The 24,046-nt window shown below is 54.9% G+C and carries 19 protein-coding genes and 2 pseudogenes; 16 read left to right on the top strand and 5 right to left on the bottom strand.

Annotation, left to right across the window (positions count from 1 at the left end; genetic code table 11):
- The first annotated feature begins 349 nt into the window (after positions 1-349).
- A complete protein-coding gene (locus OEV49_04585) occupies positions 350-1,714 on the top strand; it encodes an MSCRAMM family adhesin SdrC (protein MDH3890338.1) in 1,365 nt (454 codons plus the stop codon).
- Positions 1,715-1,820: 106 nt separating this feature from the next.
- On the opposite strand, the gene OEV49_04580 is transcribed toward OEV49_04585, so the two are convergent.
- The 4 genes and pseudogenes from OEV49_04580 to OEV49_04565 all read right to left on the bottom strand — a co-directional run bounded on the left by OEV49_04580 (position 1,821) and on the right by OEV49_04565 (position 4,351).
- On the bottom strand, positions 1,821-2,636 hold the full coding sequence (locus OEV49_04580) for a mechanosensitive ion channel (protein ID MDH3890337.1): 816 nt from the start codon (positions 2,634-2,636) through the stop codon (positions 1,821-1,823).
- A 144-nt stretch (positions 2,637-2,780) separates the two neighbouring features.
- Entirely contained in the window at positions 2,781-3,440 is a 660-nt protein-coding gene (locus OEV49_04575) for an OmpA family protein (GenBank protein ID MDH3890336.1), read from the bottom strand.
- Positions 3,381-3,634 (bottom strand): annotated as a pseudogene (locus tag OEV49_04570) (thrombospondin type 3 repeat-containing protein). The gene OEV49_04575 and the pseudogene OEV49_04570 overlap by 60 nt, the downstream one beginning before the upstream one ends.
- A 189-nt stretch (positions 3,635-3,823) precedes the next feature.
- Positions 3,824-4,351 (bottom strand): annotated as a pseudogene (locus OEV49_04565) (porin family protein).
- A 274-nt stretch (positions 4,352-4,625) separates the two neighbouring features.
- Between OEV49_04565 and OEV49_04560 the strand changes: the two are divergent.
- Both OEV49_04560 and OEV49_04555 read left to right on the top strand, forming a co-directional pair.
- The gene (locus OEV49_04560; protein MDH3890335.1) at positions 4,626-5,282 is read left to right on the top strand and encodes a LysE family translocator; all 657 of its coding nucleotides are present in this window, start codon (positions 4,626-4,628) and stop codon (positions 5,280-5,282) included.
- 7 nt (positions 5,283-5,289) lie between these two features.
- Positions 5,290-5,769, top strand: a complete 480-nt coding sequence (locus OEV49_04555) for a GNAT family N-acetyltransferase (protein ID MDH3890334.1) — start codon at positions 5,290-5,292, stop codon at positions 5,767-5,769.
- A 90-nt stretch (positions 5,770-5,859) separates the two neighbouring features.
- Here OEV49_04555 and OEV49_04550 read toward each other — a convergent pair whose 3' ends face one another.
- A complete protein-coding gene (locus OEV49_04550) occupies positions 5,860-6,690 on the bottom strand; it encodes a class I SAM-dependent methyltransferase (protein ID MDH3890333.1) in 831 nt (276 codons plus the stop codon).
- 700 nt (positions 6,691-7,390) lie between these two features.
- On the opposite strand from OEV49_04550, the gene OEV49_04545 reads away from it, so the two are divergent.
- The 13 genes from OEV49_04545 to OEV49_04485 all read left to right on the top strand — a co-directional run bounded on the left by OEV49_04545 (position 7,391) and on the right by OEV49_04485 (position 23,989).
- Positions 7,391-11,083 carry a hypothetical protein gene (locus OEV49_04545; GenBank protein ID MDH3890332.1) on the top strand — a complete coding sequence of 1,231 codons (3,693 nt, stop codon included), beginning with the start codon at positions 7,391-7,393 and terminating at the stop codon, positions 11,081-11,083.
- A 1,224-nt stretch (positions 11,084-12,307) separates the two neighbouring features.
- A complete protein-coding gene (locus tag OEV49_04540; GenBank protein ID MDH3890331.1) occupies positions 12,308-12,847 on the top strand; it encodes a DUF177 domain-containing protein in 540 nt (179 codons plus the stop codon).
- Between the two features lie 10 nt (positions 12,848-12,857).
- Positions 12,858-13,040, top strand: coding sequence for a 50S ribosomal protein L32 (gene rpmF, locus OEV49_04535; GenBank protein ID MDH3890330.1), 183 nt, complete (start codon positions 12,858-12,860; stop codon positions 13,038-13,040).
- A 139-nt stretch (positions 13,041-13,179) separates the two neighbouring features.
- On the top strand, positions 13,180-14,280 hold the full coding sequence (plsX, locus tag OEV49_04530; GenBank protein MDH3890329.1) for a phosphate acyltransferase PlsX: 1,101 nt from the start codon (positions 13,180-13,182) through the stop codon (positions 14,278-14,280).
- The gene (locus OEV49_04525) at positions 14,219-15,196 is read left to right on the top strand and encodes a ketoacyl-ACP synthase III (protein ID MDH3890328.1); all 978 of its coding nucleotides are present in this window, start codon (positions 14,219-14,221) and stop codon (positions 15,194-15,196) included. Before plsX ends, OEV49_04525 begins: the two co-directional genes overlap by 62 nt.
- A 4-nt stretch (positions 15,197-15,200) precedes the next feature.
- Positions 15,201-16,133: an ACP S-malonyltransferase gene (gene fabD / locus OEV49_04520; protein MDH3890327.1), complete on the top strand. Its 933-nt coding sequence runs from the start codon at positions 15,201-15,203 to the stop codon at positions 16,131-16,133.
- Positions 16,134-16,162: 29 nt separating this feature from the next.
- Positions 16,163-16,897 (top strand): 3-oxoacyl-[acyl-carrier-protein] reductase, encoded by a 735-nt coding sequence (fabG, locus tag OEV49_04515; protein ID MDH3890326.1) that lies wholly within the window; start codon positions 16,163-16,165, stop codon positions 16,895-16,897.
- 46 nt (positions 16,898-16,943) lie between these two features.
- Positions 16,944-17,183 carry an acyl carrier protein gene (locus tag OEV49_04510; protein ID MDH3890325.1) on the top strand — a complete coding sequence of 80 codons (240 nt, stop codon included), beginning with the start codon at positions 16,944-16,946 and terminating at the stop codon, positions 17,181-17,183.
- 21 nt (positions 17,184-17,204) lie between these two features.
- Complete coding sequence (gene fabF, locus OEV49_04505) at positions 17,205-18,467, top strand: beta-ketoacyl-ACP synthase II (GenBank protein MDH3890324.1); 1,263 nt, start codon at positions 17,205-17,207, stop codon at positions 18,465-18,467.
- A gap of 3 nt (positions 18,468-18,470) precedes the next feature.
- Complete coding sequence (gene rnc, locus OEV49_04500; protein MDH3890323.1) at positions 18,471-19,220, top strand: ribonuclease III; 750 nt, start codon at positions 18,471-18,473, stop codon at positions 19,218-19,220.
- A 359-nt stretch (positions 19,221-19,579) separates the two neighbouring features.
- Positions 19,580-19,999, top strand: coding sequence for a hypothetical protein (locus OEV49_04495; protein ID MDH3890322.1), 420 nt, complete (start codon positions 19,580-19,582; stop codon positions 19,997-19,999).
- A 788-nt stretch (positions 20,000-20,787) separates the two neighbouring features.
- Entirely contained in the window at positions 20,788-21,573 is a 786-nt protein-coding gene (locus OEV49_04490; GenBank protein MDH3890321.1) for an electron transfer flavoprotein subunit beta/FixA family protein, read from the top strand.
- 178 nt (positions 21,574-21,751) lie between these two features.
- A complete protein-coding gene (locus OEV49_04485; GenBank protein ID MDH3890320.1) occupies positions 21,752-23,989 on the top strand; it encodes a hypothetical protein in 2,238 nt (745 codons plus the stop codon).
- The last annotated feature ends 57 nt before the right edge of the window (positions 23,990-24,046 follow it).

The raw sequence follows: 24,046 nt of genomic DNA, 5'->3' as shown, positions 1-24,046 counted from the left end.
CACTCTGAGCTTTATACTGCAGGTGAGACCGCCTGGGAAATTTGCTATCGGAACATCCATGTTCGATCTATTATACGCCTTGATCGTCGATTTGTAAACAACCGGCAGTCGATTTGTGTGTCTGAGGATATTTGGACTGGAGGATAAACAACCCGCCCGATCAAGCAGCTCCTGCGCGATGTCTTACAACTTGACAACTTGGCCATTCGTGCCCATATTAGGATGTGTCGCTGATCAGTGACACTGACTGTGTGTATTTTTCTTGTTTTTGGCTAAGTTTACCTGAGTGCCAAGAGTGCCCTCATGGGTAAACTCTGACATCAATGGTCGACAGCGGAGGAATGGTAAAATGCTGAAGCTTACTTGCGTGATTGGGGCATTTCTGATGATCGCATCGTGTGGGGTAGTTCTCGGTCAGAGTATTTCCCTTGACCACGTGGATGGCATGACACCGGGTGGAGATTTGGAGATCGACGTACCGATCACATTCTATTTGCGAGTAACAGCCGACAATCACGATTACGCGGCCATTGCCAACGGCTTTCGAGTCTACTCATTGAGTGGGGTCAATTGGGATACAACAATTGCCGACACCACAGGCACCTTGGGCGGAGAGCAGTTTGACTTCGTGTTTGTGATTAGACAGCAGAATACCGACGGACTGGCGGCGGACACGGTGTGGTTCAGTGGAAGCAGACTCTTCACAGTAGGGATGCCGGCCGGATTTGACGATGTCGCGTTTACGATCCAGATCGGACCGATAGGGAGTGATTATGTTGGGCGAGCGATTTGCCTGGATTCCTCCTGGGTCCCACCCCAGAACCGATGGATGTGGTATTACCCGTATCAAAACGTGTTTCCGTCATGGGATGGGCCGCACTGTTTTAATGTCGAGTGTGATGCAGTTAGGACTGATACCGATGGCGATGGCATCGCGGACGCCTGTGACAACTGCCCTGATCTCTTCAACCCGTTGCAGGAAAACGCCGATGGCGATTGGCCCGGCGACTCGTGTGATGTTTGTCTCTACGACCCGTATGATGATGCCGATGGCGATGGTGTCTGCGCAGATGTCGACAATTGCCCGACTGTAGACAACCCAACTCAGACAGACGAAGATCAGGACGGTCTCGGCGATGCGTGTGACAACTGTCCCACGGTCAGTAATGCGGACCAGGCGGATGACGATGGTGACAATTTCGGTGATATTTGTGACAACTGTCCCAATGATGACAATCCCGGACAAGAGGATGGCGACATTGACGGCATAGGTGATGAGTGCGACAATTGCCCAACTCAATACAATCCTCAACAAGAGAACAGTGATGGCGACGAATTCGGAAACCTATGTGACCCTTGTCCCGCCGACCCCGCGAACGATGCCGATGGCGACGATCTTTGTGCAGCTGATGACAACTGTCCTACGGTGTACAACCCAGACCAGACCGACTCCGACGGGGATGGTGTGGGCGATGCTTGTGCCGCCATGTTTGAGTGTGTAGGAATCAGGGGTAATATCGACGCTGACCCAACAGACGAGATAACAATAACTGACTTAGTATACCTTGTCGATTTCATGTTCACCGGTGGTCCGGCACCGCCGGTATTCGAGGAGGCCGACATGGATGCCAACGGTGGAATTGACATCTCCGACTTGGTATTGCTTGTCGACTACATGTTCACCGGCGGGCCTGCACCGGAGCCTTGTCCGTAGATTCGAGATTGGCAGAAGGGCCCCCGGTGTCATCAGGGGCTCTTCGAATCCGCTTTAGTTTGACCAGATTGTCGTGTGCAGTCTTTGTTGACGCACACGAGCGTCGCTACCCAACTTTCTCCTGGAACAGGTGTACGTCCCGTTGCGGGAAGGGAATTGTCACTCCGTTTTCGTCGAAAGTCATCTTGACTTTTTCGGTCGTATCAAAGTAGACCGCCCAGTAGTTTTCGACTTTTACATACGGTCTTACCACGAAGTTGACCGAGTTGTCCCCAAGTTCCGACACCGCGACGGTCGGGGCGGGAGCGTCGAGCACACGGGGATCATCGGCCAGGATTTTCTCGAGGATCTGTTTGGCTTTGGGAATGTGATCACCATAGTGAATCCCGAAGACCATATCGACGCGCAGCATTCCTTCAGCCGAATAATTGACGATGTTATCGCCGGTGATCTTGGCGTTGGGTATTATCACCCGCTTGTTGTCCAGAGATACCATGATGGTGTTGAAGATATGAATCTCCTTGATGACCCCGAGGGCTCCTCCTGCCTCCACCAGGTCACCCACCTTGATAGGACGCAGAACGATCAGAATCACACCGGACGCGAAATTGGACAATGACCCCTGTAGGGCAAAGCCGATAGCCAAACCGGCGGCGCCTATGACTGCGATGACCCCGGTTGTCTGCACCCCCAGAGTGTTCAGCGCCGCCATCAGCACCAGAATCATCAGGGCGATTCGGACCAACGTTGTCACGAACTTGGTGAGCGTTGACTCCAAACCGGTCTTTTCCATTAACCTGCGAACAATTTTTGTGAGCAGTCCAACAAGCAACCGGCCGAAGACCAAGATGGCCAACGCGCCGACAATGCGCATTCCATACAGCGCACCCCATTCGGGGATTTTTTCCAGTAAGGCTTCCATGACAGTTTCCTCTTACTTAGTGACTACACTTATGTATTCGTTTTCAAAAAAAGCGCCAGGCCTGTTGATCGTTCAGCTGGGCCAATACTAATACGAGAGCGAGGCCTGAGACTTCGCTCTTGCATAGACTCTCCAAAACCGCGACTATTTTCCGCCGGAACTCTCCAAAAGGTCGATTTCTACACGACGGTTTTTCTGTTTTCCTTCTGCAGTGCCGTTGTCGCCTATGAAATACTGAGGGTCCTCACCGAATCCCTGCACGGTCATTCTTGAGGATTCAATCCCCAGAGAAACCAGGTGGTCTCGGGCCGCTCCGGCACGGTTTTGCGAGAGCGTGAGGTTATATGACCGAGAGCCGGAGGCATCAGTGTAACCGCTGATTGATATCATGATGTCTGGATAGGCGCGCATGGGTGCGGCCACGCTGTCAGCCAGGAACTTCTTGGCGGCGTCGGTAAGTTCAAATCGATTGACCGCATAGTTGACACTGCCGCTCAAGCTGATCTTTTTGGTAATGCGTTTGACAATGGGACAACCTTTCGCATCCACCTTGACGCCGGCGGGCGTGTCCGGGCATTCGTCCTGAGAGTTCAAGACACCATCACCATCCTGGTCGGGTGGGCAACCGAACTCATCAACCGGCGAGTCGGTCGGTGAGTTGGGACATTTGTCAAGACCGTCAAAAACGCCGTCACCATCTCCGTCGAGCGGACAGCCGCTGGAATCCACTCTGGCCCACGGGGGGTATCCGGACACTGGTCGGCATGATCCATGACTCCATCGCCATCGGAATCCGGTGGGCATCCCTTGTCGTCCACGGTCAGGCCCACAGGTGTATCCGGGCAGTCGTCGAAACTGTCAAAGACACCGTCGCCATCTGAGTCTATCGGGCAGCCGTCGGCGTCGACCCGCACTTCTGCCGGTGTATTAGGACACAGGTCCAGACCATCGAAGACACCATCGCCGTCGGTATCGATCGGGCATCCGCGCTCGTCCACCATAGCACCCTTGGGTGTACCTGGGCATTGATCGTCGCTATCCCTGACGCCGTCTCCATCTTCGTCCGGCGCACCGCCCAGATAGACCGTGATTCCCAGCGACGGTTCAAAGTATCCCCGGTAGGGACGCAAACTCCAGTCGGTCCAATCGCCCGCGCCGTAGAATCCTTCCGGCACTTCAGATTTGAGATTGGAAAGACCGTAGGAGAACTTCGCTTGAAGATCGATCGTCAACCACTCGAAAATCCAGTAATTCAAACCGCCGCCGAGTTTCAAACTGAGATCGGTGATAGAGTGCGTATCCCAACCCCGTCGCTCACGAAGCCGCCAATGATCGATACCCAACCCGGCCAATGCGTAAGGTTGCAGTTTCTTTTCCGTCTGAAAATAGTAGTTGGCCGTAAGTGCATACAGCTTACCACGCAGATGACTAAAGGCGTTGTCTCGATCACGCCATTTGAACGTCCGGTTGCTGGTTTCGGTGGTGTCATCGTAGGTGTTGGCATAGCCGATTGAGAAGACACCGACCCAGTTGCGCGTAAATCCATAGCGCGCTTCGCCGCCAAGTTTGTAGCCCATTTCAAAGGGCTGGTATTCACCACCGAAATTCGAGAAATCGGACCCTTTGAACATCAAGGCCGTTCCCAGGCCGCGAGCTCCAATGCCCATTTTGCCTTTCCACTCTTCGGCATGCGTCGTAGCAATCAAGAGGACCATTGCCAGAACTGTCAGAACAACAGCTTTCTTCACCCTACACCTCCATGTTAATCCCATAGCGCTTAGCTCTCACGTCATTATGTGAGTGTATGTTTTGATTCCCAATGTCAGTTGATCGATTCTCCTTCCAAGTAAGAACCATGGACTCTAAATGGCAAGCAGTTTTTGACCAACCGGCCATCCGCTTGGTGTGGTAGCATGCTTGTCAGGAACAAATGTCATCCCACTAATACAGATTTGGAACCGAGCATTTTTTGAGTTATAATATGTAACCATGGAACTGCTGGTATTGTTCTTCACATCGTTCATGGTCGGGTTCTCAGGCGCTATGATGCCGGGTCCGCTGTTGGCGGTCGACATCGCCGAAACGCCGCGCTACGGCTGGCAGGCCGGGCCGATCCTATCGGTCGGTCATGCCATTGCCGAAATCGCGGTCGTGGTAGTGCTATCGCTCGGCGTGGCAGCGTTGGCGCAGAACGAAAGTGTAGCCGGCGTGATCGGCGTGGTGGGGGGGATCGCTCTTATCTTGATGGGGAGTAGCATGGGGTACGAGACGCTGAAAAACAGGTTGAGTTACGAAGTCGACGGTTCAAGTAAATCGGGCGGTCATCGTTTGACCGGTAAAGGAATCACGGCAACCTTGTCCAATCCATACTGGTTCGTCTGGTGGGCGACCACCGGGCTGGCCTATTTGCTCAAATCACAGAAGTTTGGCTGGGTGGGTCCGGTGGTGTTTTACTTTGGGCACATACTGTCGGACTTTGTCTGGTACACGGTGGTGTCGATTCTTTTGTGGCAGGGGAAACGGTTGTTGGTGGGGCGCTCAATGAAAATCTTGATGGCGTTATGTGCGGCTTTTTTGATCTATCTCGGATGCACGTTCGTTATGGATGGGGTTTCAGGAGAACTGGCGCTCGACATGAATGGATGATCAACCAATGTCTTTCACGATCAAGAAGGTTACCGATAAAGAACGCGAATGGGTGCTTGAAATAGCGCGCGGTTGGGGAGCGGACTTTATCATCAGTCGGGCGCGCAGAATCTATCCGGCCGAGATCGAAGGATACTACGCCGTGGACCAGACCGGCAAACGGGTTGGCCTGGTGACCTACGAAGTAACCGGCGACCAATGTGAGGTCGTGACACTGGATGCCTTCGACAAGTTCCGCGGTGTCGGAACAGCACTTCTGGATACGGTACGTGCGGAGATGCCGAAGCGCGGTGTGGAGCGCATGTGGTTGATTACTACCAATGACAACCTTGATGCAATCCGTTTTTACCAGCGTCGTGGCTGGACGATTGCGACGGTTCACGTTAACGCACTGGCTGAGTCCCGACGTATGAAACCATCCATTTCGGAGATCGGGATGCACGGTATCCCTCTGCGTGACGAGATTGAATTTGAGTTGCTGTTGTAGCACCCCGTAGGGCAGGATCCCTGTGATCCTGCCGAATACGGCGGCATCCCTCCTGCGGCGGACCTTCGGCGCAGGGATGCCGCCCTACTGCTACTTAATCGAAAGCTCCAACCCGAAGCGGTCGACATCGAACGATACAGACTCCGAGAAATTGCGCGTGTCCCGAACCCAGGCCAGGTATCCTGCCAGGTCCTTCTGGTGGTCGGCGTGGGTCGAATCGTGAGCGATGACCCAGGCGCCCGGTGGTAGCTTGTCGTATGCTTGCTGTAAAAATTCCAGATAGCCACTGAAGTTCTTTTCGTCTTTGGCTTCCAGGTACAAGAAGTCTATGGGTGCATCGATTCGTTCCAAGACCACGGCGGCGTCTTCACCGATTAGCTCCACCGATTCGCAGTGGCCGAGCTGGTCGAAGTTTTTGCGAGCCTGAGCGGTCATGGCCACATCGATATCGACTCCGTAGATTGTTTCTGCATCGTACACTCGATGCTCGCCGACACAGGGACCGGCAAACCAGGCCAGGCTGTTACCCCAAAAGCTACCCAATTCGACCAGGCGCTTGGGTCGCTTGACTGCGGTCAGCATGTACATCAGACGCTCCATCACGGGTGTGATAGTTGTCCAACCACCTTTGAATGTTTCTTTTACTTTGGCGCGGTGTTTGTCGAAGGCGTCTTTGTCGTAGGATGCATCCGATGGAATCAGTTTCATTTCGATCAGCATCTGGAGCGCGGCGTCGACACATTCCACTTGCGGTGTGCGTTCCATCCGGTATTGGAGGTCCTCGTCGCGGTAGGTGATTTCTCGACGCATGCCGCCTTCTGCTTCGTAGTTGAATTTGGCTTCGGGGTGAGCGACGCCGTCGGCTATCATTTTGGCTACTGCTTGTTCGATGACACTTTTGGGTGGATGGAATATACGCACTCTGTCTTGTCCTTGTTTTTGTCTTTATGGAACTTCGTCTTGTTTGATACGAGGAATGCCCCGCAGGGTTCCGGTGACAAATCACTTTATGCGGTGCGCGGCTTGTGACACCATCAGGCTTTGCCTAGGGCAATGTGCGCGTAGCGCGAAGAACGGGCTTGCCCGCCGTCCCAAGCAAGGCTTGAGACGGCCACCCAGTTTGGCTCATACCTCGACTCCGCACGTCATGACACACGGTCAAGCCGTGTGTCTCACGCTTCGCGCGCAGCTCATGTGTTTACGTTGTGTCGGGTCTTGATTCTGCAATTGCGGGAGTGTGACCCGACACAAAACCGAATACAGGACGAGAGCGTCAGGTCACACAAATCACGCGTTCCGCGTGATTCGCAAGACCTGACGCAACCGAGCAAGCGTTGTGCCCGTGTGATCTTCAGATCGCGCGGGAAGGCATCGGCTGACCAATTCATGGCCGAGTCCGAAGACTCAGCCACCACAACAATTGTGATCGTCCGTGCCACCGCGGACGCAAGGGGCAGCCGAGGACGGCCATAAGTGGCTTCCACTTGCCACCCGAAGCCAAGACTGGATAGCGGCCCGCTCCAGTTGACAGATAACCGAAAACCTGCGTTTGGGATTGACAGAATTGCCATCCCCGCCTATCTTTCGGGGATACATGACTGACGGCCAATGCGGAGGACCGATGAAGTGTCTTCTCTCTGTGGCGATGCTGGTGCTCTGCGCCGGTGCGCTCAACGCGGCCACGATCCACATACCAACGGACCAGTCCACGATCCAGGCAGGAATTGATGCCGCCTCCGACGGGGACACGGTGCTGGTGGCACCGGGTCTCTATACCGAGAACATTGTGTTCGGCGGACATTCTATTGTGCTGCTGGGGTCTAAGGGTGCCGACAGCACGATTCTCACGCCGGCGGAGCCAAACGTTCATACCGTGGTCATCGGCAACGGTGAACTGCCCGGTACCGAGTTCCGAGGGTTCACGGTAAGGGGTGGTGGCGTTACCCACACTTTACGCGTTGATGGCTCGGCGTCGCCTACGATCTGGTACAACCTTTTCTGCGACAATATTCCGGTCGGAAGTGAAAACGTTGAGGTGATTTCCTGTCTCGACGCATCGGCCCACGTGACTCGGAATATCTTCTCCGGCAACGGCGGTATCGGCTGCGTAGGTCTCCGGGTGGGGGCTCAGGGAAGCTGGATTGTCAACAACACCTTTGACAACAATGAGCGTGGCTTCTTCTCCATCGCCAGCGGCGGCTTCGCCCTGAACAATATCGTGACCAACTCTATTGAGTTGGGTGTCGTCGTCCATGAAACTTCCAACTTCACGCTGCTTGACTACAACGACATCTGGAATAACCCAACAGATTATTCCATGCCGGAAATTGAAGGCCCCAACGATATACACGTTGATCCCCTCTACCTTGATGCGATCAGCAGGAACTATTCACTATCGGATTTATCACCCTGTATCAACGCCGGGCACCCCGATAGCGAGTATGACGACCCCGACAGTAGCCGCAACGACATAGGCGCTGTGCCTCTGCACGCATGGTCGGACCAGTATCCGCTGGCCGCAAAACTAAACTTCGGAGCAGATGCTCATGGGGACGTTCTGTCATCACCGACACCAGCTATCTACTGGACGTTCACGGACACATCGGGGGTCGGGCAGGTCCAGTATGAGATCGAGGTTGATTCGGACGGAAGTTGGTCATCGGCCGATCTCTGGTCTACTGATGCTGTGACCTCTCCCGATACCCAGGCCGTCTATGCCGGTTTACCGTTAGCCGACCACTCAGATCTATATGTGCGGGTAAGAGTCAGTAATGGTTCAGCGTGGGGCACCTGGTCGATGCGTCGTATGTCTACCAATTTTAACCCAACGATTCTCGTTCCGGAAGAATACCTGACGATCCAGGAGGCTATCGATACTGCTTTCAATGGAGACACTATCCTGGTGGGTCCCGGCGATTATACCGAGAATATCGATTTTCTCGGAAAACAGATAGTCATTCTTAGCACCGCCGGACCTGAAGTCACTGTGCTGAGACCGGCCAACCCCGCGGCGAGTACGATCAAAATCGCATCCGAGGAGCCCATAGGTACGGAAATCAACGGCTTCTCTATTACCGGCGGGGGCGACACACATACCATTGCCGTGTCCGGAAGTGCCGGCGTTCTTATAAGGAACAACGTCATTCACGACAACATCCCGATCGGCAGTGGTAACGTCGAAGTGGTCTCGTGTAACAACGCCAGCGTGGTGGTAACAAGAAATGTCTTCTATAATAACGGTGGCATAGGCTGCGTCGGTCTTCGCTCTGGCGCCGAGAATAGCTGGATTATCAACAATACTTTTGACGGCAACGAGCGAGGGTTCTTCTCGATTGCTGGTGGTGGATACGCCATCAATAACATTGTCACCAATTCAATCGACGGGGGAGTGAACGCGGGATCATCGGGGGACTTCACCTTACTGGATTACAACGATGTTTGGAACAACAACCCCGACTACATGCCCGTCCTGAGTCCCGGGCCCAATGACATTCAGGTCGACCCCGAGTACCTGGAGTTGGTTGCTCACGATTACCGTCTGCTGCCTGGCTCGCCCTGTATCAATGCCGGCCATCCCGACTCGCTGTATAACGATCCGGACAGCACCAGAAGCGACATGGGCGCTCTTTGGTTATCAGACGTCTTCCCGTATGTCGGTATGCTGGAGTTGGAATCCGAGGACCCCTGGCACGTTGTAAACCACTCTCCGAAGTTCCGCTGGCTCTTTGTCGATACCCTGCCGTCACAGATTGCATACGAGATCGAGGTGGGGGTTGACCAGGATTGGTCCACGGCTGAGATGTGGAGTCCCGGACAAGTCTATACGGCCGACACTTTCGCAGTTTATTCCGGACTGCCGCTTGAGGATGGAACCCTGTACTACTTTCGCGTCAGGTTGTACAACGGTATCCAATGGGGTGGCTGGAGGACTCGCACTTTATACATGAACAGTGCACCCACAGAACCCATGCCGTTCAGCCCGGTGGGGGGGGAGACCGTACATGTGTCAATAGTCTCCTTGAGCGTGGATCACGGGTCGGACGCCGAAAACGATCCGCTGTTATACGACTTTGAATTATACGAGGACCCGGGATTGATCTTGCTCGTCGAGTCGGTCGAGGGCGTTGACGAAGATTCGTTGATGACATCCACCGGTTTCCTTCAAGATTTGAGCCCGGAGCAATCCTATTGGTGGCGCGCCCGGTCATTTGACGGCTTTGAAACATCCGACTGGTCTGATACCGAGTGGTTTGTGACGCGCTCACACTATGTTGTGATCCATGTTCCCGGGCAGCGTCCGACCATCCAAACCGCTGTAGAATCCGGGTTCCATGGCGATACCATCCTGGTAGCCCCCGGCACCTACCAGGAAAACATTGACTTCCTGGGTCGGCAGTTGATCTTAACCAGCTCCGAAGGCGCCCAAACGACCACGCTGACGCCGATGGACCCGGAGTTACCCACCGTTTCGATCGAGGATGTCCCGATGTCAGGCACCGAATTGGCCGGCTTTACGATAACCGGAGGTGGCCAGGAGTTCACCGTGGCAATAAAAAACGCCGTCTCGGCGACGCTCTCGGCATGTGTTTTCAGAGACAACATCCCGGTCGGCACCGCCAATAGGGAGGTCATTCGGTGTCAGGAAACGGCGGTGCTTGTGACCAGATGCCTCTTTTACGATAACGGCGGCATTGGCTGTGTGGGATTGCGGGGGGGCGCCCACGATTCCTGGATCATCAACAATACGTTTGACGGCAACGAAAGCGGTTTCTTCTCAATCGCCGGTGGTGGCTATGCGATCAATAACATTGTGACAAACTCGCTGGAACGTGGTGTCGGCGCCCTCTCGGCTTCAGATTTTACGCTACTGGATTACAATAACACCTGGAACAACAACCCCAACTATGACGTGCCCGAAACCGAGGGTGCCAACGACATTCATGTTGACCCGCTGTATACGAATCCGCTTCAGGGCGACTACTCGCTTCTCAATAGTTCCCCCTGCATCGACGCCGGGCATCCAGACTCACAATACGACGACTCCGACGGCAGTCGCGGCGATATCGGTGCGATTCCTTTTGTCATCCACTGTGTCGGTATCCGAGGCAACGTCGACTATGATCCCGGCGACGTGATTGACATCTCCGATTTGGTCTATCTCGTCGACTTCATGTTCAGCGGAGGTCCAGAGCCAGTTTGCTTTGATGAAGCAGACATAGACGGGAGTGGTGTGGAGCCGATCGACATAGCAGACTTGGTATATCTGGTCGACTACATGTTCACCGGCGGCCCGCCGCCGGCGGCCTGTCCGTGAATGCGGCACAGCCCCTTGCGAGGATTGGTCCGGGCACCCATCGAAGACTGGACTCCGGCCTTCGCCAGAATGACCGGCAAGCCGGTCTTTCTGCGCTTCGCGGCGACAAATCGCTTTTTCGGCGCTAGGCGCCCACTGTGTGTCATCGGGAGCACGCCGCCACCTCACCCTGAGCGGAGTCGAAGGGTGAATCCGCTCACACAGCAACCGTCCCAAACAAGATTTGAGACGGCCACCCTGACGAGCTACCTATCTCGTCATGCCGGACCTTGATCCGGCATCCATCGCCAAAATCGAATACTGGATTCCGGGTCAAAGCCCGGAATGACACAGGTAAACCTGTTTCTTCGCGCTACGCGCACCCCTTACTGTACATCCTGCAGAAGTGTGTAGGCTGGTGGAAATGGGTTTGTTTTACGGAAAAAGTGTTTTCAGAGCGCGGCAGTCCTCTTCGTATGTCTCAAGTCTGTACCCATGCAGGATTTGAGGTGGTTTTCGAGATGGTGTGCAAATGGCTTAGGGCGGAAAAGTCCTGCATTAGAGATACAAGATTGATGGTGATTGCCGGACCGACACTGTTTGGCGGTTATGTGTACAGCGGTTTGTTTTGCGATGGTGGTCATTGGACGGTCCTTTTATGTCCCGACCTCCAGCCACATTCTGCTACTATTTGATAGGGTTCTTATGGACTGAAGAACCCACCAGTCGCGAAACGCTCTTGGTGGGGTACCGTACCCAAGAAAGATGGTGCTATGAAGTCGATTGGTGTGTTACCAGGTTTCGCCCTACAAGAAGCTGCGTTTTCAAGTTGATCATCTATGGACAGGCAGATGTGGACATCTGCCGGGCACAGGGCAATGAAACCCGGACTGAAGGACCTGTTGATATAGGTCCATATCGTGGGTGGTGTTGGGCGACCCCGCCCGACACCTGCTGCCCTACCCACTAGCTGTCAGGCGAGTCGCCTTACAGCACCGGCACCGCAAGGCACGTCACCTGACGGCGCAGAGGGTTTTTCAACAAGCCCTGAAGTCCGGGCCACCCAGGCTTTCTATGTGCCCGAATCTGAAGACTCAGGCACCACAAGGACGGGACCCTTCGACTGCGCTCAGGGTGACACGGTTTGCCACCTCCCGCCCCCCCCCTTAACCCATTGCGCTCCAAACCGTTCTAAGGCCGGTTTTAGCTTGACTTTTTCGCTCCATTTTCATACTCTTCGAAGCTGTGATTATTGACTTTCGGGAATTTGAAACGTTCCCAGCACATAAGGTCCTGGAGGGCGGCCCGGAAAAGATTTCCCTGGATTATCAAGGGGTTCACAGCGTTCAGGCAGTGAAAGTCGACCTCTCAATCCAGAAATCCGGCGAAGAATACTTCTGCCGAGGGGAAGCCCGAGCCAGGACGACAATTGAATGCGCGCGATGTCTGGCTCTGTACGAGATGGACGTCAACAACCAGCTGGACTTTATCGTCTGCTCGGCCGATTTGCACCAAGCAAACGCCCAGGAAGCAGTGGACGCCGAAGACTATGTGCATTTTGTGGACCAGGCGATGCGCGCCGACATAAGCGAGGTGGTCAGACAGGCGATCCTGCTGGCGGTTGATCTGAAACCGCTATGTTCGGATGATTGCGCGGGGCTTTGTGCCCAGTGCGGCAAGAATCTGAACGACGGCGTCTGTGACTGCAAGAACGAAGTAATTGACGAACGCTGGGCGGCGTTGAAAGATGTCACGCCGCCCGAGCAGCAACCTGACAATAGTTGAGGAATATCTGATGGCCCTGCCTAAGAGAAGACATTCGAAAACGCGCGGTCGCAAGCGTCGCACCAACTGGAAGATCACGGCTCCGAACGTGATCGAGTGCGCGCACTGTCACCAAGCCCGCTTGCCGCATCATATCTGTTCACACTGCGGCTACTACGACGGCCGGGCGGTACTGGCGGAGAAAGAGGCGTAGGAAGAACCAATGCCGACGAGGTTGTCTGAATCATCGTCGGGTCACACCATCCCGCTGGTAGCGGGAGGCCAAGACCCGACGCAACGACCTCGCGAGACATCTTCCGACCGATGATGTAACGAATCAGTTGCGGAGTTTGATGACGGATTCCAAACCATATACCGTTGTTCTCGACGTGATGGGCGCCGACTCAGGCGAGGTGGGCATTATCGACGGCGGCGTCGAGGCGGCTATGGGTGTCGGTGACAGCCTGCATGTTACTCTCGTTGGCCAGAAGGACCTGATCGAACGAAGACTCAGCCAGTGGGACGACCTGCCGAGCAACATTTCCGTCGAGCATGCCAGCGGGATGGTACCGATGCACGTCTCGGCCTCGGACGGAGTGCGGGTGAAAGACAGTTCTATCAAAGTCGGGCTCAGACTGTTGCGCGAAGGCAAGGGTGATGCTTTTGTATCGCCCGGCAATACCGGCGCCGTAATGGGGACCTCTCTATTGACTCTGGGTCGTATCGAAGGGGTCAGTCGGCCGGCGATCACGGGAGCTTTTCCCACCTGGACGGGTCGGCCGACGGTGGTTTTGGATGTCGGCGCCAACGCCGACGGCAAACCGATGCATCTCTCGCAGTTTGCGGTAATGGGTTCGGTGTATTATTCGGTAGTATTCGGCCAGGAGGCCCCTCGGGTCGGTTTGGTATCGATAGGCGAGGAGCGTTCCAAGGGGAACGAATTGATCTTTACAGCGTTGAAACTCCTGAAGAACTCGAACATCAATTTTGTAGGCAACATTGAAGGGCGTGACATTTTATCAGGTACCGTGAACGTAGCCGTCACCGATGGATTCACCGGAAACATAATTTTGAAGTTCGCCGAATCGATAAGGCCATTTTTGGTTAAGACAATGCAACGACAGATACAGACTAATATTTTTTCGCGAGTCGGCGCAATGTTGCTGCTCCCGTTTTTGAGGCGGATGCGCAGTAATTTCGATTATGCCGAGGCCGGCGGTGCGCCGCTTTTGGGTGTCAACGGCATCGTGATAATTTGCCACGGTGCATCGGGCGCCAAGGCTATTCGCAACGGTGTGAGATTGGCGCACGATTTGGCTTCGAGAAACCTGTTGAAACGTATCAAGGATGAACTGGTAACAAACCATTTTGGACGGAATAATGGCACAACAATTGAGAGCCAGGATAATCGGGACGGGGTCATACGTTCCTCCGCGGCGAATGACCAACGCTGATTTTGAGAAGATAGTCGATACCTCGGACGAGTGGATCATCACGCGCACCGGTATCCGTGAGCGACGTATCTCCGACAACGGTATGATGTCCTCGGACATGGCCGTCGAAGCGGCCGCTAAGGCTATAGCCATGGCCGAGTGTTCGCATGAGGAAATCGAAGCAATCATCGTGGGTACGGTCACTCCCGACTATCGGCTTCCTTCAACCGCTTGTGTTGTCCAGGAGAAGATGGGTTTCCCGAATGCCGTTGCTTTCGATACCGTCGCTGCCTGTACCGGGTTTATCAACTCACTTTCGATCGGTCGTTCGTTCGTTGAGTCGGGAATGCATAAAAAGGTTTTGGTGATTGGTGTGGAGAAACTCTCCAGTATCACCAATTATGCCGACCGCAACACCTGTGTGCTGTTCGGCGATGCCGCCGGGGCGGCGGTGCTGGACGTCAGCAACAACGGCCGTGGTGTCGTGTCGACTTTCATGAAGTCGGAGGGTAATCTGCGCGAGTTGTTGTGGATGCCGACCGGTGGCGCGGTAAATCCGTATACGTCGGAATTCGCTTATGATGGTTCCGACAAAATCGCCATGAACGGTTCTGAGGTGTTTAAGGTGGCGGTGCGTCAAATGTGCGATGCCGCTTTGCGGGTTGTCGATGAGGCCGGACTGCAACCGTCGGACATATCTCTGGTGGTTCCGCACCAGGCCAATATTCGCATCATTGAGGCCCTGGCCAAACGGCTCGGCCTGAGTATGGATAAGATAGTTTTGAACATTGATAAGTATGGCAACACATCCGCTGCTTCGGTGCCGTTGGCCCTTGACGAAGCCAACCGCGCGGGGCGGATCAAACCTGACGATAACATTCTGATGGTGGCTTTCGGCGGTGGGTTGATATGGGGCGCTGCCCTGGTAAGGTGGTAGAAGAGTGAGCAAGACAGCACTGTTTTTTCCGGGGCAGGCTTCCCAGTATGTCGGTATGGGTCGCGAATTGTACGAGGCATCGGCCAAAGTGCAAAAGCTGTATCAATTGGCCTCCGACGAGATCGGCGTCGATATCGCCAGGCTGTCGTTCGATGGTCCGTCCGATGAGTTGAAACGAACTCGCTTCACGCAACCGGCGATTCTTTTGCATTCGCTGGCCGTCTTGATCCATCTTGAAGAGAACATGCCACGCTTTGATTTTGCCTGTGGTCACTCTTTGGGAGAGTACGGCGCCTTGGCCGCAACCGGCGCGCTGACTTATGAGGCTGCGGTTAAAGCCGTTGTCAAAAGAGCCGAGTTGATGGAGCAGGCATGTCAGGACCAACCGGGTACTATGGCGGCGGTGCTGGGACTGAATGAATCGCAGGTCGAAGATGTCTGCAAAGAGGCCGCGTCCATCGGTGTGGTCGTCCCGGCCAATTATAATTCTACAGGCCAGATCGCGATTTCGGGAGCCGTTGCAGCTGTGGAAGAAGCTACGGTACATGCAAAAGCTGCCGGCGCCAAAAGGGCTATAATCCTGGAAGTGGGTGGCGCTTTTCATTCTCCGCTAATGGAACCGGCCAGGCAGGGGCTTGAGGATTATCTGCGAAGTGTCAACATTGCCGCACCGGTGCAAGTGGTCGTGGCCAACGTTACGGCCCAGCCAGTGGTTGATGGTGACGATATCAAGCAGTTGTTGGTTCAGCAAGTGACCTCCCCGGTGAAGTGGTCGCAGACCATGAGCTACCTGGTGGCCAATGGTGTTGAGCGCATCATCGAAGTCGGACCCGGACGAGTACTGAGCGGGTTGGCCAAGCGCGACATGAAGCCGACCGACTCCACCAGTCTCGACAAGCTAACCGATATCGACTCTTTCATCGGCGTAACGGCCTGATTGTTGATCACAGTTTCAGCGAGGAGCGTATGAGTTTCGAGAATAAGACAGCCATAGTGACCGGCTCAGGACGAGGTATCGGAAAAGTCATTGTTTCGCAGTTGGCCGCTGCCGGCGCCAATGTGGTGGTGAGTGATATTGATCAAGCAACTTGTGAGACCACGGCTGGGGATATCGGTGCTTCGGCAATCGCCTGCCAGGCCAATGTAACCAAGGCCGATGACATTGACCGTTTGTTCAAAACAGCCTCGGAGAAATTCGAGAGTATAGATATTGTGGTAAACAATGCCGGGATTACTCGGGATGGTTTGATGATTCGGATGGATGAAAAGGACTGGGATACGGTACTTGACATCAATCTTAAAGGAGCCTTTCTTGTCACGAAAACCGCCGCCCGGATTATGATGAAGCAGCGTCGTGGTCGCATCGTGAACATCAGTTCGGTGGTTGGGCTGACCGGGAACGCCGGGCAGGCGAATTATTCCGCAGCCAAAGCCGGACTGGTAGCCCTGACGAAAACAGCGGCCAAGGAGTTGGGTTCGCGCGGTATTACGGTTAACGCCGTTGCGCCTGGTTTTATCGAGACGGAAATGACGGCCGCCCTGCCCGAAGCCGCTCGCGCATCGTTTCTGAGCAACATAGTTCTGGGACGGGCGGGAACGCCTTCCGATGTGGCCGCCGCGGTGCTTTTTCTGGCTTCCGATGAAGCGGCCTATATCACCGGTCAGGTGCTGTCCATAGATGGCGGCATGGTGATGGCTTGAAGATGAGAACGAGAGAAATAACATAGCGTTTACAAGGAGTGAACAAATGTCAGTTGAAGAAAAGGTCAAAGAACTCATCGTGGAACAGTTGGGTGTGGAGGCTTCGCAGGTCACGGAGCAGGCTAAGTTCGTTGAGGACCTCGGGGCTGACTCGCTGGATACTGTCGAGTTGGTAATGGCTTTGGAAGAAGAGTTTTCCATAGAGATCCCAGATGAAGACGCCGAGAAGATCGTTGCTGTTGGTGATGCCGTTAAGTACATCAACGAACACGCCGAGAAAGCGTAGCGCCGAAGGCGGCGTGGCAGTATGAACAGGACCGCGACTCTAAGAAGAGTGGTTGTAACCGGGATGGGGGGGATAACTCCCCTCGGTAACAACGTCGAAGATACCTGGCAGGCATTACTTGCCGGCAGGTCAGGGGTTGGTCCGTGTACCCGATTCGACGTCAGTGATTACTCGACTCAGATTGCTGCCGAGGTCAAGGATCTGGATGTCTCCGAGTTAATCGATAAGAAAGAACTGAGGCGGATGGATCTGGCCGAGCAGTATGCCATCATGGCCAGCGAAGAGGCTCTGAATCACAGCAAGCTCGATCTGGATTCGTTGGATCTTGATCTCTGCGGCGTGGTTATAGGGTCTGGGATCGGCGGTATCTCTACTTTCGAGCAGCAGCATGCGCGGCTTCTCAAAGGGGGACCCGGCAAGGTTTCACCGTTCTTTATTCCGATGATGATTACTGATATGTGCGCCGGGTTGGTCTCTATTCGGTACAACTTTCGTGGTCCCAATTATGCCACCGTGTCCGCCTGTGCTTCATCGGCGCACGCCATATCGGATGCTTTCAAGATCATTCAACGAGGTCAGGCCGAGGTCATGATCGCCGGCGGCGCTGAAGCCACGATCACGCCGGTTTCGATGGCCGGTTTTTGTCAAGCCCGCGCTATGTCCACGCGCAACGATGATCCGACAGCCGCTTCGCGGCCGTTCGACAAGCAGCGTGATGGGTTTGTGATGGGCGAAGGGGCCGGGATCTTGATATTGGAAGCGCATGACCATGCAGTAGCGCGCGGTGCGCGTATGTACGGCGAGATACTCGGCTCGGGCATGACGGCCGACGCTCACCACATTACCGCACCTCATCCCGAAGGTCACGGCGCTCGTCGGGCCATGGAGGCGGCCTTGAAAGACGCCCAGTTGACATCGGACCAAATCGATTATGTCAACACCCACGGTACGGCCACCGGGCTGGGTGATATTGCCGAAACCAAGGCAATCAAAGATGTGCTGGGCGATCGTGCTTACGAGATTCCGTGCAACTCCACCAAGTCGATGTCGGGGCATCTGCTTGGATCAGCCGGCGCCATCGAGGCGATCGCGACCATACTGTCCATCGATGAAAGTGTCGTGCATCCCACAATCAATCTTGATTACCCCGATCCGGACTGCGATCTGGATTATGTACCGCAGAAGAAGCGGGAGGTTTCCATAAACTGTGCGCTGTCGAATTCGTTCGGCTTTGGCGGTCACAACGTCACCCTGGTGGTCGGCAGCGTGAACGGCAGCAGATAATAGATGAGTCTTTTTGACAATCTAAGAAAAATACTTGGTGTGGCGGTGAGTGCACACGCGGCGGACCTCTATGCCGTGCAGGAATTGCTGGGCTACCATTTCCGCGACACCGCACTATTACTGCTCAGCCTCACCCATCGCTCATATTCACGATTCGATCAGGATCACTCACCATCCAACGAGCGGTTGGAGTTTCTCGGTGACTCGGTCCTGGGGCTGGTCATCGCCGATCAGTTGTTCCAAGACAACCCCGATCTTCGCGAGGGAGAACTCACTCAGACCAAAGCAAAACTGGTCAATGAAAACGCGCTGGCCTCGGTAGCCGGGGATATCGGGCTGAACAAGTTTCTTCGTTTATCACCGGAAGAAGATAAAGCCGGTGGGCGCAGCCGTCCGTCGATCATCTCCGACGCTTTCGAGTCGGTCATTGCGGCGGTCTATCTCGATGGTGGATTGGAAGCGGCCCGTGATGTCATTCTGCGGTTGATCTACTCACGACGAGATGAGCTGGCGACCGATTCGGCTCAACGTAATTTCAAGGGAGAACTACTTGAGTTGACCCAGTCGCGCGGTGATGGTGCGCCGCGTTATGATGTTTTGGCTGCTGAGGGACCCGACCATCGCAAGCGGTTCAACATCGCCGTCAATGTGGCCGGTCAGCGAGTCGGCTCAGGCGAAGGATCATCCAAGAAAGAGGCGGAACAACAGGCCGCCGCCGTTGCGCTTAAGAAGCTCTCCGAAGATGCGCCCTAGCCGTTGGTCGTATCGTTGCGTCGCGGATCGCTTGAATCGCATCACCAAGACGTAGCCGACCCCGACAAAACTCCAACGTTTGATCTTTCCACATCACGTCCGCCTGTGAACATCGCTTTGGTTCTACCGTATGTCACAACGGCTAAGAGATGCACAGGCAGGATAGTATCCGCGAGATTGATCCGGCACCTGACAACAATGTGGTTCGCTTGCGGACAAGACCATGTCAATGTTTTATATTGACTTGATTTTCAAATTGTGGTTTATGGGTGCATCTGAACGGGTATCCCTGCATTCGTGCATAACCTGTCCGTCGGATGTGTAGGAAACCTTGAACCTTTTGTCAGGAGCATCAGCGAATGCGCAAAGCAACACGGAAAAAGCCAGCTCGAAAGGCGGCGGCTCGGAAAACCACTCGCAAAGCCGCGCCGCGCAAAGCCGCCAAGAAAAAAACCGGTCGCCCCGGTGTGAAGCCATGGAGCGCCGCTGAACTCAGCATGCTCAAGAAGTCTTACAAGACGACGACGGCGACCGCTATAGCCAAGAAACTCAGAAGGACCTTGTCGTCGGTGAAGGCGAAGATCAGAGTTTTGGGTCTGAGCAAGCCGAAGGTTGCTCGCAAAGCGGCGCCGAAACGCAAGGCCGCCCCCAAACGTAAGGCAGCTCCCAAGCGCAAAGCCGCCGCCAAGAAGAAACCGGCCAAGAAGGCTGCCGCCAAACGGAAACCGGCCAAGAAAAAAGCGGCCGCCAAGAAAAAGCCGGCTCGCAAAAAACGCTAAGAAGAGATCGAACGGAGATCTCTCTTTCTTGCAGTAACACCTATGGGTGTAAAGCCCGCCATCAGGCGGGCTTTTTTTTTGGTGGTAGTTTCATTTCATGACTCACAGCATGCTCCAAGGCACAGGGTTCATGCTTCGACTGCGCTCAGCATGACACGGTCAAGCAGTGTTTCTCACCTTCTGGCCATGGTTTTGGACCTGCGGTTTGCTCTGGAAACCCGGGGCAAGGGGAGTGTTGAAAAAGGTCCATGTCGTGGGTGGTGTTGGGCGACCCCGCCCGACACCTGCCGTCCAACCCACTGGCTGTCAGGCGAGTCGCCTTACAGCACTTGCACCGCAAGGCACGTCACCTGACGGCGCAGAGGCTTTTTCAACAAGCCCCAAGCCCACGGGCCACCCGCCCCACCCATGTGTTGCGGTGGGTCCTGTTCGCCGCGGCGGACGCGAGCGAATCCGTGTGACCCGCCGCCGCTGTCCAACATGGGGTTGGGTGTCGGGTCACAACCCCCGCTATCGCGGGGTCCAGGACCCGACACAACGTATACCGGGCTTGTCAACAAGCCTCAAGCAGTCATGCGGGGGTGCATGACGGCACAAGAGAAGAGTGGATTCCGGACTTCGCCAGTATGATGGAGGAGGGTTAGCCAGGTGCGTGGTTGGCAATAACGAGTTCCAGGGTCTTTCAACACCCTCACCAGTCTGCACGCTACTTGACAAACAAACCGGTTTTCGACATATTCGCCCGAAGACAACTTGGACGGTTCCGAGATTTCCTAATAGGAGCAAAAATGAATATTGTCGTTCTGATAAAACAAGTACCTGAAATTGCACTGATAAAAGTGGATGAAGCAGCCAACGAAGTAGTCCTGCCGCAGGGGCCGGGAATGGTCAACCCCTTCGACGAATACGCCGTGGAAGAAGCTCTTCGCATCAAAGAGCAATCCGGGGGGACGGTCAGCGTTATTTCGGTCGGTTCCGAGCGCACCGACTCTGCCCTGCGGGCCTGCCTGGCGTTGGGGGTCGATGAAGCCTACCTTTTGTGTGACGATTCTTTTGTCGGTTCCGACCCTCAGGCAGCCGGTCGCATTCTGGCCGCCGGTCTAAAGAAACTTGACGGTGTCGATCTGATTCTGGCCGGTAAGCAGGCCATCGATTCCGACGCTGCTCAGGTTCCCACGGTCGTGGCAGCGCTTTTGGATCTGCCGCAGGCTATGTTTGTGCGTAAGTTCGAGTCGGTCGAAAGCGGTTCGGCTACTGTGCAGCGCACTACGGAAGAAGGATACGATCTGATACAGTTATCGCTGCCGGCCGTGGTTTCGGTGGTGAAAGAGATCAACGAACCCAGACTGCCATCGTTGAAGGGCAAGATGGCGGCCAAGAAGAAGACAATCACCACCTGGACCGCGGCTGATTTGGAGATCGATTCCGGTGGTGTCGGCGAGGCATCGTTGACCAAGACGATCAAAGTGTCGGTACCGCCGCCGCGTCCTTCGGGTGAGATGGTCGAAGGGGAGACACCGGAGGAGATCGCCGGAAAGTTGTTCGACAAACTCAGAGACAAACAGGTTTTGTAATCGCCAAGCCGCCTTCGGGCGGCTTTTTTATTGTCTTGATAACCGGCAATTGGGCGGTCGCACGTCACCTGGTTCGGCGCATCGTTGTTTCGGCCACCAGAAACGGTTCCTATAGCGGGTTTAGCCAGACCTTTTTCATGTTTGACACTCTCGCCAAGTTGCCGATATATTCGAATAGATGCAATACAATCGCAACCATATCATCCGCCTCACGCTGCTTGCGTTGTGGCTACTGACGGCGCGGTTGGCTGTGAGTGCCGACGCTGGTCTGATCGACTTCGCCCTGTCCGATGTCCGGGTACTATATGTCTATGATGACGACAGGACGATAGACTGGCCGACTCTGTACTACCTGAACGATGAGTACGGATGTCGGGTGGACCTGGTGACACTAAAGCCGCACACACAGTTTCATACCGCTACTACCTCGCTGCCGAGGCGCGAGATATACATGCATCGCTATCTTGTGCCCGACGACAGCGGCGCCATGCTAATGGTAGAGGACAGTTTGTTCAAGCAACGGCGTCCCGATCTTATTATTTTCGGTCCCTCAATCGAGAGTGTGCCGGGACGAGCATTCAAGAGCCATGTGACGGCCTTACCTGAATCCGATTCATTGCTGTTTAACGTTATCAAGATTTTTCAGTTGATTGCCGACGATCGCGACCGCACCGACCCGGCCAATACGGTGGTGATCAACGTTCGCGAGGCGTCCCGTCGGTACCGGGGGCGGATGGATCGTGAGATTCCGCAGCTAACCAACAGCTATTATACCGACGAAATCGGCGTTGGCATTCTATCGCACTACCGGATACTGGTTTCACGTTTAGGCGTTGCAGCCAATAAGAGCGACTTCCTCTCCGGCATCGAAACCAACCGGCTCAAGAGCGTGATTGATGACCTGACAACGGCCGGACCGCGAGCCACGATCCTGCAAGATCAGGCTAAGCGTTTTCAGGCCGACTTCGAAGCTGCCCGCCGGGCCGAAGGGCGAGAGCGTGTCGATCTGCTCGTGTCCGGCTATGACGCCGTGCTCAATCTGCAGGAAGCAGCTCTGTCTGCTCCCGCCGATCCGTTGAAACTCGCCCTGACAAGATTTCTCAAACGGACCCTGTATCGAGCCGAGCGCGCGACTCTTGATGCCGTCGGAATAGACTGGGAGGGACGTATCACCCTGCGCGAGTCGCCACACGGTCTGAAGGCCAAGGTGGTGTTGGCGCTTTCCGTTGATGGTCCCTCCGAGGTTGATCTCACCGCCGTGCAGTTTCTACCGGCCGCCGATACGGCCAGAGTGACTCTCGACAGTGTGCCGCGAACCATCGTTCCTCATCAGTCTTACGTCCGTCAATACCTGGTCGACATCGAGACCGATCAACTCGAAACCACCGAACCGGATTCGCTGACCTTTGTCACGATTCTCAAATATGGACGAACGCCGCTGGTGTTGTCGCACAGCCTGCCTTTGAAGGAACTACCCAATCTAAAAGTTCGCTTTGATCCGGAGTTCTTCTTCGTGCCGCCGGTGGCGCAGCTTGATGTTGATCGTATCGTAGCTTCCATGGCCTGGAACATAGTGATCACTAAACCGCCGGACCTGACCGGCGACGTACATATCAAACTGGCTTCGCCGCGAGGCGTTTTTGCCGGAGCTTACCGCACCGATCTTTCCCTGGAAGAAGGCACTGTTCGTCGAATGGTCCGAATCCCATTCAGTGTCTCCAATCTTTTGGAGCAAGGCATTCACTTTCCAACGGTGTCGCTGGTCGTCGATGGTCAGGTGGTCGCGGCCGACACCGGTCGCATGCGTATTGCAGCGTGCAAGCTGAACAGCGAACCGACGGTGACGTTCCTCCCGGATTCGACCGGTTTGTTGGAAGATTGTCTCGGCATGACCAGTGCGGCCACGCGTCCGATGACATCGCGCAGTTTGATGACCGCCGATCTGTCAGCCTATGATGTGCTGCTGATCGGCTCAGGTGCGGCCCAGCGTTTCGATATGCTGTCCGACGCTCGCGACCGGCTGGAGGACTACGTGCGGCGAGGCGGTTCTGTGGTGACCTTCGGCCAGGATTATCGGTGGCCGCACGATGTGCTGCCCTTTATGCTGGTTCCGTCGCTTGAACAGGTTCCCGGCAGTGACATTGCCGTGGTGTTGCCGGATGCGAAGATACTCACACAGCCCTACCAGATTTCGGTGGGTAATCTTTTCAAGGGCTTTGGTTCCACGCGAAAATTGGCCGCGGCTGTGGTCTCGCCTTCGGAGAAGGTCCTGACCACGCCGAGCGGGGCGGTTCTTTTGTCGGTGTCACGTTTGGGCGACGGTCAGGTCATTTACTGCGGTCTGCCGCTTTTTGAGATGATTGGTGATCTCAACCTGCAAGCCATACATCTGCTGGCGAATATTCTGAACTACTGATCTGGACTGTTGTTACAGAGGCTCGAACCTTGTATACTGCCTGGATTAGTATGGATA

This window comes from Candidatus Zixiibacteriota bacterium (assembly GCA_029860345.1).
Lineage (GTDB): Bacteria > Zixibacteria > MSB-5A5 > GN15 > FEB-12 > JAJRTA01.
This window is presented reverse-complemented; position numbering and strand designations above follow the sequence as displayed.

What these genes read in the sequence shown, in the direction of transcription:
- OEV49_04510 (MDH3890325.1), top strand. Translation starts at nt 16,944, where the DNA reads ATGTCAGTTGAAGAAAAGGTCAAAGAACTCATCGTGGAACAGTTGGGT.
- fabF (MDH3890324.1), top strand. Translation starts at nt 17,205, where the DNA reads ATGAACAGGACCGCGACTCTAAGAAGAGTGGTTGTAACCGGGATGGGG.
- rpmF (MDH3890330.1), top strand. Translation starts at nt 12,858, where the DNA reads ATGGCCCTGCCTAAGAGAAGACATTCGAAAACGCGCGGTCGCAAGCGT.
- OEV49_04485 (MDH3890320.1), top strand. Translation starts at nt 21,752, where the DNA reads ATGCAATACAATCGCAACCATATCATCCGCCTCACGCTGCTTGCGTTG.
- rnc (MDH3890323.1), top strand. Translation starts at nt 18,471, where the DNA reads ATGAGTCTTTTTGACAATCTAAGAAAAATACTTGGTGTGGCGGTGAGT.
- OEV49_04490 (MDH3890321.1), top strand. Translation starts at nt 20,788, where the DNA reads ATGAATATTGTCGTTCTGATAAAACAAGTACCTGAAATTGCACTGATA.
- OEV49_04495 (MDH3890322.1), top strand. Translation starts at nt 19,580, where the DNA reads ATGCGCAAAGCAACACGGAAAAAGCCAGCTCGAAAGGCGGCGGCTCGG.
- OEV49_04580 (MDH3890337.1), bottom strand. Translation starts at nt 2,636, where the DNA reads ATGGAAGCCTTACTGGAAAAAATCCCCGAATGGGGTGCGCTGTATGGA.
- OEV49_04555 (MDH3890334.1), top strand. Translation starts at nt 5,290, where the DNA reads ATGTCTTTCACGATCAAGAAGGTTACCGATAAAGAACGCGAATGGGTG.
- plsX (MDH3890329.1), top strand. Translation starts at nt 13,180, where the DNA reads ATGACGGATTCCAAACCATATACCGTTGTTCTCGACGTGATGGGCGCC.
- OEV49_04585 (MDH3890338.1), top strand. Translation starts at nt 350, where the DNA reads ATGCTGAAGCTTACTTGCGTGATTGGGGCATTTCTGATGATCGCATCG.
- OEV49_04575 (MDH3890336.1), bottom strand. Translation starts at nt 3,440, where the DNA reads ATGCCCACCGGATTCCGATGGCGATGGAGTCATGGATCATGCCGACCA.
- OEV49_04560 (MDH3890335.1), top strand. Translation starts at nt 4,626, where the DNA reads ATGGAACTGCTGGTATTGTTCTTCACATCGTTCATGGTCGGGTTCTCA.
- fabG (MDH3890326.1), top strand. Translation starts at nt 16,163, where the DNA reads ATGAGTTTCGAGAATAAGACAGCCATAGTGACCGGCTCAGGACGAGGT.
- OEV49_04545 (MDH3890332.1), top strand. Translation starts at nt 7,391, where the DNA reads ATGAAGTGTCTTCTCTCTGTGGCGATGCTGGTGCTCTGCGCCGGTGCG.